This is a genomic window from Flavobacterium sp. (assembly GCF_028712645.1).
In the GTDB taxonomy this organism is placed as follows: Bacteria; Bacteroidota; Bacteroidia; order Flavobacteriales; family Flavobacteriaceae; genus Flavobacterium.
Map to the genome: position 1 here is coordinate 1 of NZ_JAQTPQ010000057.1, position 15,856 is coordinate 15,856.

Below are 15,856 nucleotides of genomic sequence, written 5' to 3' on the forward strand. Positions count from 1 at the left end.
CAAGTGTATTATAGGTGGAAAAATTTTAAAAATGAATTCAAAATCTCAATATTTAAAAAAAACTTCTACTTTTGTCCCAGAAAAACAAAGCAATGGCAAAGAATTTAGTAATCGTTGAGTCCCCTGCGAAGGCAAAAACTATCGAAAAATTTCTAGGAAACGACTATCAAGTAGAGTCAAGTTATGGGCATATTGCCGACTTGCCTTCTAAAGAAATTGGTGTTGATGTAGAAAATGGTTTCAAGCCAAAATATGAAGTTTCATCCGATAAAAAGGCTTTGGTTACCAAACTAAAAGGACTTGCAAAAAAAGTGGATATGGTTTGGTTGGCTTCGGATGAGGATCGCGAGGGGGAAGCTATTTCCTGGCATTTATCCGAAGAATTAAAACTAGATAAAAAGAAAACCAAGCGAATTGTTTTTCACGAAATCACGAAATCAGCAATTCTAAAAGCGATTGAAAACCCACGTGAAATAGATTATAATTTAGTCAATGCGCAACAAGCTCGTAGAGTTTTAGACAGATTGGTTGGATATGAATTATCGCCCGTACTTTGGAGAAAAATAAAAGGAGGACTTTCTGCAGGACGTGTTCAATCGGTTTCTGTTCGTTTGATTGTGGAACGAGAAAGAGAAATTCAGAATTTTAATCCAATTGCTTCTTATTCAGTTGTGGCAGAATTCACGAACGAAGCCGGAAAATCATTCAAAGCAAAACTGCCAAAGAATTTTAATACCAAAAAAGAAGCCGAGGATTTCTTGAAAAAGAATATCGGTTCAACATATAAAGTTTCGGATTTAGAAACAAAACCTACCAAAAAATCACCAACCGGGCCTTTTACCACTTCGACTTTGCAACAAGAAGCTGCAAGAAAATTGTATTTGCCTGTTGGAATTACGATGCAATTGGCACAACGTTTATACGAAGCCGGACTCATCACTTATATGAGAACAGACAGCGTGAATTTGTCGAAAGACGCGATGGATGCCGCTCAAGCCGAAATCATCAAATCCTACGGAAAAGAATTTTCCAAGCCTAGAACCTTTGTAAATAAAAGTAAAGGAGCACAAGAAGCACACGAGGCAATTCGTCCAACAGATATGTCTCGACACACCGTGAATATTGACCGAGATCAAGCTCGTTTGTATGATTTGATTTGGAAAAGAACCTTGGCTTCGCAGATGAGTGATGCCGAATTAGAAAGAACTAACGTAAAAATTGAAGCTAATAATCACGGAGAGCTATTTACTGCTTCAGGTGAAGTTTTACTTTTTGAAGGTTTCTTGAAAGTATATCTTGAAGGTCACGATGATGACGAAGAAGAGCAAGAAGGAATGTTGCCAGCAATGAAAGTCAACGAAAAATTGCAAAATAATTACATCACTGCAACCGAAAGATATTCTCGTCCAGCAGCTAGATATACTGAAGCTTCTTTGGTAAAAAAACTGGAAGAATTAGGTATTGGTCGTCCTTCTACTTATGCGCCAACAATTTCTACTATTATTAATAGAAATTATGTAGAAAAAGGAAATCTTGACGGTCAGGAAAGGAACTATACGCAACTTACTTTGCAATCTGGGAAAGTAGGTGAGAAGTTGCTTAAAGAAAATACTGGTTCAGATAAAGGAAAATTGGTTCCGACAGATATTGGGACCATTGTGACTGATTTCTTAGTTAAAAATTTCGAAAACATTTTGGATTATAATTTCACTGCAAAAGTTGAACAAGATTTTGATGAAATTGCCGAAGGAAATATTGAATGGGCAACAATGATGCAGGAATTCTATGATAAATTTCACCCAACTGTAAAAGATGTAGAAGCTAATGCTGATCGTGAAAGTGGCGAAAGAATCCTTGGCAAAGACCCTAAAACAGGAAAGCAAGTTTCTGTTCGATTAGGAAAATTTGGTCCAATGGCTCAAATTGGAGAAGCTGATGACGAAGAGAAAAAATTCGCTAGTTTGATGAATGACCAAAATATTGGTAACATCACGCTAGAAGAAGTTTTAGATTTGTTTTTATTACCTAAAAATTTGGGTACTTATAAAGGAGAAGAAGTTGAGGTGAGTAATGGTCGTTTTGGTCCTTATGTGCGTTTTGGTAGTGCATTTGTTTCTTTGCCAAAAGGAGAAAATCCGTTAGATATTACTTTGGTTAGAGCACAAGAATTAATTGACGAGAAAGCAAAAGCCGATGCGCCAATTGCAACTTACAAAGGAGAAGATGTGCAAAAAGGAACTGGTCGTTTTGGACCTTTTATCAAATGGAACGGAATTTTCATCAATGTAAGTAAGAAATATAATTTTGATAATCTTTCGCAATCTGATATTGTTGAATTGATTGAGGATAAGATTCAAAAGAATATCGATAAGGTTTTACACAATTGGAAAGAAGAAGGGATTTTGGTCGAAAAAGCACGTTGGGGAAGATCAGTAATTACCAAAGGGAAAATCAAAATTGAATTGAGTAAAGATGTTGATGCTACAAAATTGACATTGGAAGAAGTTCAAGAAATGATTGCCAAAAAAACTCCAGCTAAGAAAGTAGCTGCTAAAAAGGCAACAACTGCTAAAAAACCAGCTGCTAAAAAATCCGCAGTAAAGAAACCAGTAGCAAAAAAGAAATAATATGGAATTTGATTTTCTAAAACCTTTAGATAATGAAACCCTTGAATTTGTTAAGGAGCTTTCTTCTCAACAACTAGGAAGTAAAATTGTATTCCATACTGCTGAAGATTTTCCTGATTTAAATAAAGTTAGAATTGCCATTATTGGAGTTTTGGAAAATCGTGGCGATAAAAATCAATTGACTCCAGTTGATTTAGTTGCTATTCGTAAAGAATTATTTGGTCTGTATCCTGGTAATTGGGATGCATCCATTGCGGATTTAGGCGATATTCTTGCAGGAAATTCTTGTGAGGATACTTATTTTGCTGTAAAAAAAGTAGTAGCTAGTTTAATCAAGAAAAAAATTATACCAATTGTTATTGGAGGTTCTCAGGATTTAACCTACGCACTTTATAGAGCTTATGATGATTTAGAACAAATGGTAAATTTAGTTTCTATTGATAATAAATTCGATTTTGGAAAAGAGAGTGATAGAATTTCTGCTTCTTCTTATTTAACTAAAATTATTATTGATGAACCTAATAATCTTTTTAATTATAGTAATATTGGTTACCAAACGTATTATAATTCACAGGAAGAAATTGACTTGATTGATAAATTGTTCTTTGAAGGGTATCGTTTGGGTGAAATTTCTAATAATATTTCCATTTCAGAACCTGTTTTTAGAGATGCTGATATAGTAAGTATTGACATGACTGTTGTAAAGTCGTCTGATTCTGGGAATTTAAATCCATTTATACCCAACGGATTTAATGGTAAAGAAATTTGTGCTTTATCAAGATATTCAGGAATAAGTGATAAAGTTTCTCTTTTTGGGGTCTTTAATCATAATAATTCAAAACAGGAATCCGTTTTAGTTGCTCAAATTATTTGGTATTTTATTGAAGGGTTTCACTATCGTTCTAATGAATATCCATTTGGTAGTAAGGAGAATTATATTAAATATATTATCCCTTTAGAAGAAGAGCTTGTTTTTTATAAAAGTAATAAGACAGATAGATGGTGGATTGAAATTCCATTTATTTCAAGCAGTAATAATAAGTTAAAGAAAAGTACGTTATTACCTTGCTCTTATGATGAGTATTTGATAGCGTGCAATCAGGAAATTCCTGAGAGATGGTGGAAAGCCCAGCGTAAAAACACAATATAATTTAGCGTTGAGAGGTGTCTAAATTTGTACTGATACGTTGTTTATGTAATTTACAAATATGTCTTTTATAAGACAAAACTTATTAAATTAAAAATAAATAGCTTTTTATCGATGTTTATAGTTTTTTATCGATAAAATATTTTTTTCTTAACAAATTTAATTTTAGTTTTGGACTATGGAATAAATAGTACTCTAAATAATTGTTTTATTAAAGAATAATAAATAGGTTTACGGACTTAATAATAATGAAAATATAATCCTAATTTATATGAAGAAGTTCATTGCATTTACGGCAATTTTAACCTTACTAATTGGCTGTGGTAAATCAAGCGACAAAGGAGAATTGGTTGGTGTTAAAGGAGCAAAATGGCATCCTGAAAAACCTTTTGGGATGACCTTAATTCCTGGAGGATCATTTATTATGGGAAAATCTGATGAAGATATTGCCAATGTTGGTGACGCAACAACAAAAACAGTTACTGTTAGATCTTTCTATATGGATGAAACAGAAATAACCAATAAAGAATACCGTCAATTTGTTGAATGGGTAAAAGATTCAACAATGAGGGTTAGATTGGCTATTTTAGCTGATGAAACAGGTGCAAAGGCAGGTGATGGTAAGGGAAAAGGGAAAAATGCTGGAAGCATTGGAGATTTTGCTTTTAATGATGCTGATCCTGAAAAAATGACCGCTTATGATAAATATATGTATGATAATTATTATAGTATTGGTACTGATGATGATCCCTATGCTGGTAGAAAACTCAACCACAAGGTGAAACTAATTAAAGACACTAAATCTTATCCTGACGAGTATTATACAGAAGTTATGGATTCTATGTATTTGCCAATAGAGGAATCTTTCAATGGTTTAAGAACTATTGATGTAAATAAATTGAAATTCCGTTATTCATGGATGGATATTCAGGCAGCAGCTAAAGCTAAAGTTGGAAAAAGAAAAGATTTCATAAGAACAGAACAAGTAAAAGTATATCCTGATACTACTACATGGATTAAGGATTTCTCTTATTCTTATAATGAACCAATGCACAATGATTATTTTTGGCATCAAGCCTATGGTGATTATCCTGTGGTAGGTGTAAACTGGAATCAAGCAAAAGCATTTTGTGCTTGGAGAACACTAAATAAAAATAGCTATATAAAATCTAAAAAGAAAGGTCACGATTTGACAAATAATTTTAGATTACCTACTGAGGCAGAATGGGAATACTCGGCAAGAGGTGGCTTAGAATCTGCTACTTATCCTTGGGGTGGTCCTTATACCAAAAATGATAGAGGTTGTTTCCTTGCTAATTTTAAACCAATGAGAGGAGATTATGCAGCAGATCAAGCTTTATATACTGTTGAAGCAAAATCGTATGAGCCAAATGGTTACAATCTTTATAATATGGCTGGTAATGTTGCCGAATGGACTGACTCAGCATACGATCCAAATGCATACGAATACGTTTCTTCAATGAATCCAAGTAATATGGACACATCAAACAAACGTAAAGTGGTCCGTGGAGGTTCTTGGAAAGATGTGGCCTATTATCTTCAAGTAAGTACAAGAACTTTTGAATATGCAGATTCTGCAAGAAGTTTCATTGGTTTCAGAACCGTTCAAGATTATATGGGAACCCAAGCTACCGAAAAAATCAAGAAAAAAAAATAACTTAACCTAAATCAATCAATTTTAATCTAAAACACAAACATTATGGCATTAGTAAGTAAAAAAAATATGAATTTCGCCTACGGGATGGGAGCAGCAGTAGTAATTATTGGAGCTTTGTTCAAAATTACGCATCTTGAATTTGGTGTAATTACTGGAAATTTAATGCTTACCATTGGACTTATAGTTGAAGCAGGAATTTTTGCACTTTCAGCATTTGAGCCAGTAGATGATGAATATAAATGGGAAAATGTTTACCCACAACTACGTGATAAAAATGCTGCTCCAGGAAAAGTAGCAAAAGTTGAAGCACCTTCTGATGTTGAAGGAATGTTGTCTAAAAAATTGGACGCTATGCTTAAAGATGCTAAAATTGATGGAGAATTGATGGTTAGTTTAGGAAATAGTATCAAAAATTTTGAAGGGGCTGCAAAAAGTATTATGCCTACCGCAGATTCTATTGCATCGACTAAAAAATATAGTGAAGAATTGACTTTGGCAGCAGCCCAAATGGAATCTTTAAACAGTTTGTATAAAATTCAACTGCAAAGTGCTTCAAGAAATTCTCAGATAAATGACGAAGTATTGGAAAACAACATAAAATTAAAAGAGCAAATGCAATCATTGACAACAAACTTGTCTTCATTGAACAATGTTTATGGTGGAATGCTTTCTGCAATGAGTAACAAAGGATAATTAGTTTTTAACTATAACAAAAAAATACCTAATTATTAGAAAATATGGCAGGAGGAAAATTAAGCCCTAGACAGAAGATGATCAACCTAATGTACTTGGTTTTTATCGCAATGTTAGCATTAAATATGTCCAAAGAAGTGTTGTCAGCTTTTGGAATCTTAAACAAGAAAATAATTGAATCAAATTCAATCACCGATGGTAGAAACTCGGATTCATTCAGACAATTAGCTCAAAAAGCTCAAGAGCAACCGGGTCAATATGGTAAGAAAAAAATAATTGTTGAACAAATTAGAAAAATTTCTAAAGAATACTGCGATTATTTAGAAGGAATTAAGACGATAGTTACCAGAAAGACTGAGAAAGATGCTCAAGGTAACTATATGTACGAACAAATGGACAAAGGGGATTTGGTCGACAGATTGTTTTTTAAAGGTGAAAAACCTTCTAAAGAAGGAAAAGAGTTTTTGGATAGAATTAAAAATTATCCATACCAAATTAAGCAAATTGCAGGAAGTCAACTTCCTGAATTTGAAGTTAAAAAAATTGAAAAAAGATTTGAAACCAATCCAATTCAATCTAAAGAAGCAGGCGCAACTTTACCTTGGATAGATTATAATTATAAAGGATTTCCTTTAATTGCGACAGTTACTAAATTAACTCAATTGCAAGCCGATGTAAAAGCGACGGAAAGTGATGTAATGGCTTCAATGTTTCAGGCCGATTTGATTGCGGCGGCTTCCCTCAAAAGATACGAACCTATGGTTGTTCTTTCAAAACCAGTTTTCTTTCAAGGAGAAACCGTAACAGGTAAAGTTGTACTTGGTAAATCCGACCCAGATTTAATTGCTAAATCAGTTGTTGTTAATGGGATGAACGTGAAAGCGAAGGCAGGTCAAGCTGATTTTTCTTTTGGAGCAGGAAGCATTGGGAAACATCCCATAACTGGTTCTTTCAATTTTGATGAGAATGGCCAACCGGTTAATTTGCCAATAAAGCATGAATATGTTGTTGTTGAAAGACCTAAATCAGCAACAATTTCAGCCGATAAAATGAATGTAGTATATCGTGGAGTTGTAAACCCAATGACGATTTCATTTGCAGGATTATCACCTGATATGGTTTCGGCTTCAGCACCAGGATTGACACGTATTGGAAATTCAAGTTCATACACTATGAGACCGGGGACAGGAACTGAAGTGAAAATTAATGTTGTGGGTAAACTTCCTGATGGGAAAACTGTTCCAGATACAAAAGTTTTCAGAATAAAAGGGATTCCTAGTCCGACAGGGACAATTAGAGGAGAAACAGGTATTGTAAAAGGACCAAAATCAAACTTAGAAATTGCAACAATTGGAGCTAAATTAGAAGATTTTGATTTTGAAGTTGGTTTAGATGTTGTTGGTTTCAACTTAAAGGTAACAGGCTTTCCAACGGTTGTTGTTCCGGGAAATAAATTGAATGCAGCTTGTAAATCTGTTCTTTCAAAAGTAGGAAGAGGTGATCAGGTAACTATTTCTGAAATTAAAACTAAACTTGTTGGTGCAGGTAGTTATTTATTGCCAAGAACAGCAATAGTAATTTACGAAATACAATAATAAGGAGTTTGAAGGTAAAAATACTTCTATAACGTTTAATGATATTATGATGAATGCAAGAAATTTTTTAATAGTTGTTGTTTCCATTTTTGGTGGTGTGGCTTCCTATAGTCAAACTAATTTGCTGAATGCAAAAATACCCGAAGAAATTGGAATTAAGTCTGCTGCTCAGCTCATTTCAGATAATGACAAGCCTTTAGAATATGGTTATGTTGATGATAGAGATGTTTTGATGGGTAAAACCGTTTGGGAAATTATTGATTTAAGCGAAAGGATAAATTTTCCTTTATATTTTCCTATTGACACAACAAACATAGGTCCTGACAGAAGATCTTTGTATGATGTTTTGACTAAAGGAATTAGAAGTGGAGAAATTTCAGAAGTGTATTCAGATAGTTATTTTAATACTAAAAAATCCTATAAAGATATTCAAGCTTCATTAACTCGAATTGATACAACAGATGCTGGAAAAGAGCAAATAAACGCTGGACTACCTATATCACCAGAATACATTTTGAAACAAGATCTTACAGCTCAAGATGTAACACAATACAAAATCAAAGGATATTGGTATTTCGATATTCGTCAAAGCGAATTAAAATATAGATTGATTGGTATTTGTCCTGTTACACCTGATGTTTACACAATGAATAGTGACGAAAAAGATTATATCGAATTGTTTTGGGTATTTTTCCCAGCCTCAAGAGATGTTTTGCACGAAGCAAAAGCGTTTAACGACAAAAATTCAGCAATGCCTGTTTCCTTTGATCAAATTTTAAATTCAAGACGATTTAATGCAACAATTTATCAAGAAGAAAATGTTTATGGTGATAGAACTATAGAAAGTTATATGAAAGATAATGCACAAAATCAATTATTAGAATCCGATAGAGTAAAGGAAAAAATTCGTGATTTCGAAGAAAATATGTGGAATTATTAAATTTCAATTATCATAATAAAATCTTAAAAACTCTTACCAAAGGTAAGAGTTTTTTGTTGTCGTTCTAATTTGTATTTCAAAAATGATAGATTATTTAATAGTAGGTTCTGGTTTGGCAGGTATTTCGTTTTCCGAAGTAGCGTTAAAAAAGGGAAGATCTATTTTAGTATTGGATAATAATTCACAGAATTCTTCAAAAATTGCTGGAGGTTTGTATAATCCTGTAATTTTAAAACGCTTTAGCGAAGTATCTCAAGCTAAAGAACATTTGCTTGCAATGAATGAATTTTTTTCAGTTTTGGAAAAGAAATTAGATGCCAAAGTTGATGTGAAAATGCCAATTTTAAGGCGATTTTTTTCTGTTGAAGAACAAAATAATTGGTTTGCAGCTTCAGATAAACCTAATCTTTCTTCTTTTTTATCGACCAATTTAATTACTAAAAAGTATAAAGGAATTGATTCTCCCTTCGGTTACGGTGAAGTTTTGCAAACAGGATATGTCGATACTGCATTGTTGTTGAACAATTACAAAGATTATCTTAAAAAAAATCAACTATTTCGAGATGAATCTTTCGATTATTCTCTTTTGGAGGAAGAAGAAAACGGAGTTCGATACAAAGAGATTCAAGCAAGACACATCATTTTTGCGGAAGGTTTTGGTATGCACGCTAATCCTTATTTTAGTAATTTACCTTTAGACGGAACAAAAGGAGAATTGCTTATAATAAAAGCGCCACAATTAGATTTAAACGTAATTGTAAATTCAAGTGTTTTTATTCTGCCTCTTGGAGACCATTTGTTCAAAATAGGAGCAACCTATAACTGGAGTGATAAAACAGATTTACCAACCGAAGAAGGTAAAAAAGAATTGATCGAAAAAATAAAAGAAGTTATTCATTGCGATTTCGAAATTGTATCCCATTTAGCTGGAGTTCGTCCAACTGTAAAGGATAGACGACCATTAGTGGGAACATATTCAAATCACAATTCAATACATATTCTAAACGGTTTGGGAACACGTGGTGTGATGCTTGGTCCTGCTATGGCTAAAGCTTTATTTGACAACATAGAATATCAAACACCCTTAGAGAAAAGTGTTGACATTAATAGGTTTGCAAAAAACAAATGATTTATTTTTTAAAATTGGGATCATAAGAAATAAATATATTGATATATAAATTTCTTGACCATCGCAAAACAAATGGAAATAAAACAACATTGGATGCAATTATAGCAATAAATGTTGTTTTTAAATTAAAACCTAAAATCAAATTGCTTATGACGAATGTCGCCACACTTATTGCAACATTCAATCCGTAGCTAACATACATTGCTCCATAAAAGAAAGAAGGTTCGATTTGATATTTTAAACCACAATGATTGCATTTTTCATTCATTTTTAGCGTATTCGAAAAATGTAACGGATTTTTATCCAAATACATACTCTCATTCTGACATCTAGGACAACTTCCTGTTAAAATACTATTTAGTTTGGATCCTTTTTTTAACATTTGCAAAAATTTTCTGCGAAGGTACATTTTTGTACTTTTCTTAATGTAACATTAGTAACAAAAAACATGCTTAATATACACAATTTGTCCGTTTCTTTTGGAGGAACTTATTTATTTGAAGAAGTAACCTTTAGATTGGGAGCTGGAGATCGCGTAGGTCTTGTAGGTAAAAACGGTGCTGGTAAATCGACAATGCTCAAAATTCTTGCAAAGGATTTTGCTCCCGATTCTGGAGTTATTTCTCAAGAAAAAGAAGTTCGAATGGGATTCTTGCGTCAAGATATAGATTTTGAACAAGGGAGAACGGTACTTGAAGAAGCTTATGAAGCTTTCACGGATATTAAAAGTGTTGAAAAAAAACTTGAAGAAATCAATCATCTTTTAGTTACTCGAACCGATTATGAAAGTGAGGAATATAGCCAGATTATAGAAGACTTATCCGATTATACACATCGTTTTGAATTGTTGGGCGGTTATAATTATATTGGTGATACGGAGAAAATTCTTCTTGGATTAGGTTTCAAAAGAGAAGTTTTTAATGATCAAACCGACACTTTTTCTGGAGGTTGGCGAATGCGTATCGAACTAGCAAAACTTTTATTACAAGCTAATGATGTTTTGCTTTTAGATGAGCCCACGAATCACTTGGATATTGAAAGTATTATTTGGCTGGAGGGTTTCTTGCGCAATTATGCCGGAGTTGTAGTGATTGTTTCGCATGATAAAATGTTCTTGGATAATGTGACCAATAGAACCATAGAGATTTCCCTTGGAAAAGCTTACGATTTCAATAAACCGTATTCTGAATATCTTGAATTGCGTCATGAAATTCGTGAAAAACAATTGGCAACACAGAAAAATCAAGCCAAAAAAATTGAAGAAACTGAAAAGTTAATTGAGAAATTCCGTGCCAAAGCCTCCAAAGCCTCGATGGCGCAATCGTTGATTAAAAAATTAGATAAAGTAGAACGCATCGAAGTGGATGAAGACGATAATTCTGTGATGAATATTTCGTTTCCTCTTTCAAAAGAACCAGGTAGAGTGGTTGTTGAAGCCGAAGAAGTAACTAAAAAATATGGTGATAAAACTATTTTGAAAGACATTTCGCTTTTGGTCGAAAGGGGAAGCAAGATTGCTTTTGTTGGACAGAACGGTCAAGGGAAATCAACTTTTATCAAAGCCATTGTCAATGAGTTTGAATTTGAAGGAAATATCAAATTAGGACATAATGTACAATTGGGTTATTTTGCTCAAAATCAAGCGGAATATCTAGACGGAGAAATTACCTTGTTGCGAACAATGGAAGATGCAGCAACCGATACGAATCGTTCGAAAGTACGTGATATGCTGGGTTCTTTCCTGTTCCGTGGAGATGATGTGGAAAAGAAAGTAAAAGTACTTTCCGGAGGTGAAAGAAACCGTTTGGCACTTTGTAAATTGCTTTTGCAACCCATAAATGTTTTGGTGATGGATGAGCCAACGAATCACTTGGATATAAAATCTAAAAATGTGTTGAAAGCTGCCTTGCAAAAATATGAAGGGACGCTACTTTTAGTTTCGCACGACAGGGATTTTCTTCAAGGAATGTCAAATATTGTCTATGAATTTAAAGACCAAAAAATAAAAGAATATTTAGGAGATATCAACTATTTTTTGGAACAACGCAATCTTGAAAATATGCGTGAAGTGGAGAAAAAAGATACTTTAAAAACATCGGCTCCAAAGGAAAGTAATAAAACTTCTTATGAAGACCAGAAAAAAGGAAAAGCACTTCAAAATAAATTGAGTAAAGTTGAAAGTCAAATTAAACAATTAGAAAGAGACATTCAGAACGACGATAAAATGTTGGCTTCTAATTATGATAAACATATTGAAGACGCTAAGTTTTTTATGGCATACAACAAGAAAAAAGCCGACTTGGATAAGTTGCTTTTAGATTGGGAAGTCGTTCAAGAAGAGATTGATAATGCAGGTTTATGAAATAAGTCCAATCCTTTTTGAATGAGCAATGGCTTCGCTACTATTCGTAAAATAGCAAACAGCAACGTTCATACTTTCTAGATTCTTTAGTATTTTTATGACTTTTTCTTTCTCACACTTTCCCGTTTTTCTAATATAGACAGCTTTTATTGAAACGGGAAAAATTTTGCAAATGGCTTCATATAACAAAGGATCTTGTTGAGAATCATCACCCAATAAAATGTATTTTAGATTGGGATAAAACTCTAAAATGTGTTTTATTTTTTCGAATTTATGGTTATGACCTCCGCGTCCTGTCCAAAAAAAATCTTTAAGACTGGTCTTAATATCTTTGAGCAATAAAACGGCTTTGGGGAATTGGTGAATTTCAGTGAATTTTACGATGAAACGATACAAATTCCATTCACTGCTCGAAACATAAAAGAAGGCATTTTGTTCCTCATCATTATTTCTTCCTGAAAAACTTAAAGCTTGATAATGAGGAACAACATCATCATAAACTTTTCGGCTGTTTACATTTTTGAAAAGCAAAAAATATAATTTTTTAAATGGATTTAGTGAGTATGATACTAAAAAAGTATCATCAATATCCGAAATAATTCCTAGATTTTCCTTTTTTGGACGAATGTAACTTTCTTTTGTAGTTATTATCTGGTTTTCAAAAATAATACTTACTTGGTAATCAATCCATCCATAGGATTCTGTTTTTTCTAAAGGAACGCAGAACTTAAAATAACCATCAATTAGTGTCTTTGTGTGAATTTTTGTGTTTTTATAATCTAGATAAACATCGGCATTTGACTGTGTTTTAATTCTAAATAAACTGATTATTGAAGTAGCATTTTTGAAGCTTTTTTTTCTAAAGTCGTAATCTTTTTTTCGAGTTGGTTTAAAAACGTGTCCCATCACAATTAATTCCTGCTCATTGGCATATCCTCGATATAATTTTAAAATGGGCTTCATTGTCTGATGTTTTGAAGTGTCAATAAAATTAACTAAATTTAAGGGATAAATGAATTAAAATTTTGAAAAATAATGTAGTAATGGTTGTTAATCCTGTTTCTGGCAGCATAGATAAATCAGATTTTATGGAAGCTATAACAATTTTTGCGGCCAAAGAAAAACTAAATCTTGTTCGATATATAACTTCTGGCAAAAATGACATTCAAAAAGTTAAGCAACTTTATGAGAAATATAAGCCAGAAAGAATCATTATTATTGGTGGCGATGGAACCATAAAAATGGTGGCAGAAGCAATGGAAAACCAAGACGTGATTCTTGGAATTTTGCCAGCTGGCTCGGCCAATGGTTTGGCGGTAGATTTAGATTTAATGAAAACAGTAGATGAAAATTTAGAAATTGCTTTTTATGGAAAATATATCAAGCTGGATACAATTGATATAAATGGTAAAAAATGTTACCACTTAAGCGATTTGGGATTGAATGCGGAACTTGTTAAGAACTACGAAAACAGTCACGTTCACGGTAAATGGGGTTATTTATTGCAAGCATTAAACACTTTAATAGATCTTGGCGAACCTTTCTTGGCAACGATTACTGCCAATAATCAAATTATAAAGTCAGAAGGTCGAATGATTGTAATTGCCAATTCAAAAAAATATGGAACTGGAATAACGATAAACCCAAAAGGGGTAATGAATGATGGGAAATTTGAACTGGTGATTATTAAAAATCTAGATTTAATTACTTTTGGAAAAATCATTACAGGTAATATTTCTGAAAATTCCGAATATATTGAAATTATTTCAACAGATGAAGCAACTATTAAAACCAATATTCCGGTGAGTTTTCAGATTGATGGGGAATATTGTGGTGATGTAAAAAAACTAAATATCAAGATTGCTTCCCAAATAATTAAAGTAGCAGTTTCGTAGTCTTTTTGTAATTATTTAAAAGGATTTCGTTCTTGCCAAACCACTTCTGGATCTAGATAACAAAAAACTTTGTCGATTGCAAGATCAATAATCGAATTGTTGTGTTTCATAAATCCGAACATTTCTTGTGGTTTTGCTCCCACGGAACTCTTGATTTCGAGAGCAGTTCGAGCAAAAATAATTTCCTTGAAACCTTTGTTTATTGAGTAGGCAATCATATCATAAAGCATATTCAAATACAGCATTTTCTCTCGCTGAATAGTGTCGTCATAACCTAGGAAATAAGTATCCATCACCTCTCCATTTTTGATAATAGTATTGAAACCTATTAGTTTTTCGTCAAGGAAATATCCGTAAAAAAGAAACTTGTCTTTAAGCAATTCTTTAAAAGTTCTAAAATGGTTTTTTGGGAGAAAGAATGTATTAAAATGGGCGTTTTTTGCAACATGATGATACAAATTATAAATGGTTTCTTCATATTTTATAATGTCTTCTAGGTGCATTTTTCTTTTAACGATACCTTCTGATTTTTTTCGAGCACGCTTATATTGATCTCGGTATTTTTTTGACAATGCATCGATATAATCTTGCTCCGTTTTCCAATGATTTGGAATTTCAAAAAGCATATTGGGTTGAGTTGAAAATTGGTAGGAATTATGAAAACCAGCTAGTTGAAAGTTTGTAATTTCTTCTTTAGGAAAGTCTTTAAAAGTGGTTACATGAACTTTGAATCCCTTCTTTATAAAAAGAGCTTTTAACTGCTCGGAAGCGGTTTTTAAGGCTTTTAAAGCTTGAATTTCATCAATTTTCTCCGAGAAAAAGTAAGCGTTTTGTCCTGTTAGCATATTGTTTCCAATAATTAAAACATGAGAACAAAAGTTTTTGAAAATAATATTTCGAACGGATGTTTTTATACACTTATCTCGTTCTCCAAAAGATTCAAGTTTGTTGAGGTCTAAAAATTGGGACAGTGCAATTCCTACTAATTCCTTTTCATCGAAGAACCCAATAAAATGACAACTCATATTATTTGGAGCTGATTCCTCTAATATCTCTAGATATTCTTTGCTTAAAAAAATATTCTCCACGGCAAAAGCGTTCCAGTTTTTTGGAAGTTCATTTGTCGAGGAATATATTTCTATGGTTAATTTTCTATTCAATTTAAAAAAAAAATCGCTCCGCAAATGTAGAGCGATTTGATACTAATAAAATGTTAATATTACTTCCAGCCGCAAATTATTGCTCCCATTATGGTTAAAATAACTGTCCAATAACCTGCTTGTATTGCCATATATTTCCATGATTTTTGTTCGAATAATCCATTGATAGAAATGAGTGGAAGTGCTATAAATAAACCCGCAATAAAACCATGTAGAGCACCATGTTTATAGGTTCGAAAAGTTTCACCGTAATCTGCCATAAATGCGCGAAAGATGGTTTTGCTGACTCCACAAGTGTAGGTCCGCCAACTGCACTTATAACTCCTAATTGATGGATTACGATATTTTGCATCATAAATGCTATCATAAATGAATACACAAAAGTTAGCCCAAAAATTTTAATCATATTGCCTTTTTGAGCTTGTTCTTCGGTCATTCCGATTTCCTTCATCCAAATTGTACCAAAAACTTTTGGATTGTACCAAATAAAACCCACAACAAAACTTGAAAGTGCGGCCATTAAAACGGCCCATAAGTTAATTTCCATTTGAATTAATTTTATAGTTATACAACCAAATATAATAATAAAAATAATAACTTTAAATAGCATATTATGATGAATTATTTATG

14 protein-coding genes are annotated in these 15,856 nt (G+C 32.8%); 9 read left to right on the forward strand and 5 right to left on the reverse strand.

Features of this window, described 5'->3' with window-relative positions; genetic code table 11:
• The first annotated feature begins 92 nt into the window (after positions 1–92).
• The 7 genes from topA (at position 93) to PHC28_RS06210 (ending at position 9,809) form a co-directional block, all read left to right on the forward strand.
• Positions 93–2,627 carry a type I DNA topoisomerase gene (gene topA / locus PHC28_RS06180; RefSeq protein ID WP_300097368.1) on the forward strand — a complete coding sequence of 845 codons (2,535 nt, stop codon included), beginning with the start codon at positions 93–95 and terminating at the stop codon, positions 2,625–2,627.
• A 1-nt stretch (position 2,628) separates the two neighbouring features.
• Positions 2,629–3,777: a formimidoylglutamase gene (locus PHC28_RS06185; RefSeq protein WP_300097369.1), complete on the forward strand. Its 1,149-nt coding sequence runs from the start codon at positions 2,629–2,631 to the stop codon at positions 3,775–3,777.
• 268 nt (positions 3,778–4,045) lie between these two features.
• The gene (gene gldK / locus PHC28_RS06190) at positions 4,046–5,452 is read left to right on the forward strand and encodes a gliding motility lipoprotein GldK (RefSeq protein ID WP_300097370.1); all 1,407 of its coding nucleotides are present in this window, start codon (positions 4,046–4,048) and stop codon (positions 5,450–5,452) included.
• 42 nt (positions 5,453–5,494) lie between these two features.
• Complete coding sequence (gldL, locus tag PHC28_RS06195; RefSeq protein ID WP_300097371.1) at positions 5,495–6,145, forward strand: gliding motility protein GldL; 651 nt, start codon at positions 5,495–5,497, stop codon at positions 6,143–6,145.
• Between the two features lie 44 nt (positions 6,146–6,189).
• Positions 6,190–7,740 carry a gliding motility protein GldM gene (gene gldM / locus PHC28_RS06200; RefSeq protein WP_300097372.1) on the forward strand — a complete coding sequence of 517 codons (1,551 nt, stop codon included), beginning with the start codon at positions 6,190–6,192 and terminating at the stop codon, positions 7,738–7,740.
• Positions 7,741–7,789: 49 nt separating this feature from the next.
• Positions 7,790–8,680, forward strand: a complete 891-nt coding sequence (gene gldN, locus PHC28_RS06205) for a gliding motility protein GldN (protein WP_300097373.1) — start codon at positions 7,790–7,792, stop codon at positions 8,678–8,680.
• An 82-nt stretch (positions 8,681–8,762) separates the two neighbouring features.
• Positions 8,763–9,809, forward strand: coding sequence for an FAD-binding oxidoreductase (locus tag PHC28_RS06210; RefSeq protein WP_300097374.1), 1,047 nt, complete (start codon positions 8,763–8,765; stop codon positions 9,807–9,809).
• A gap of 1 nt (position 9,810) precedes the next feature.
• Here the strand turns inward: PHC28_RS06210 and PHC28_RS06215 are convergent, their stop codons facing one another.
• Entirely contained in the window at positions 9,811–10,191 is a 381-nt protein-coding gene (locus tag PHC28_RS06215; protein WP_300097375.1) for a DUF983 domain-containing protein, read from the reverse strand.
• Between the two features lie 66 nt (positions 10,192–10,257).
• Here PHC28_RS06215 and PHC28_RS06220 point away from each other — a divergent pair, with 66 nt between their 5' ends.
• On the forward strand, positions 10,258–12,171 hold the full coding sequence (locus PHC28_RS06220; RefSeq protein WP_300097376.1) for an ABC-F family ATP-binding cassette domain-containing protein: 1,914 nt from the start codon (positions 10,258–10,260) through the stop codon (positions 12,169–12,171).
• Here PHC28_RS06220 and PHC28_RS06225 read toward each other — a convergent pair.
• A complete protein-coding gene (locus PHC28_RS06225; RefSeq protein WP_300097377.1) occupies positions 12,166–13,134 on the reverse strand; it encodes an App1 family protein in 969 nt (322 codons plus the stop codon). The genes PHC28_RS06220 and PHC28_RS06225 overlap by 6 nt on opposite strands.
• A gap of 62 nt (positions 13,135–13,196) precedes the next feature.
• On the opposite strand from PHC28_RS06225, the gene PHC28_RS06230 reads away from it, so the two are divergent.
• Positions 13,197–14,066 (forward strand): diacylglycerol kinase family protein, encoded by an 870-nt coding sequence (locus PHC28_RS06230; protein ID WP_300097378.1) that lies wholly within the window; start codon positions 13,197–13,199, stop codon positions 14,064–14,066.
• Between the two features lie 11 nt (positions 14,067–14,077).
• On the opposite strand, the gene PHC28_RS06235 is transcribed toward PHC28_RS06230, so the two are convergent.
• From PHC28_RS06235 to PHC28_RS06240, 3 genes are read right to left on the reverse strand one after another with little or no spacing between them, the layout of a single operon-like run.
• Positions 14,078–15,226, reverse strand: coding sequence for an 8-amino-7-oxononanoate synthase (locus tag PHC28_RS06235; RefSeq protein WP_300097379.1), 1,149 nt, complete (start codon positions 15,224–15,226; stop codon positions 14,078–14,080).
• A gap of 59 nt (positions 15,227–15,285) precedes the next feature.
• A complete protein-coding gene (locus PHC28_RS18330; protein WP_367277991.1) occupies positions 15,286–15,486 on the reverse strand; it encodes a DUF1761 domain-containing protein in 201 nt (66 codons plus the stop codon).
• Complete coding sequence (locus PHC28_RS06240; RefSeq protein ID WP_367277992.1) at positions 15,411–15,773, reverse strand: DUF1761 domain-containing protein; 363 nt, start codon at positions 15,771–15,773, stop codon at positions 15,411–15,413. Before PHC28_RS06240 ends, PHC28_RS18330 begins: the two co-directional genes overlap by 76 nt.
• Positions 15,774–15,856: the final 83 nt, after the last annotated feature.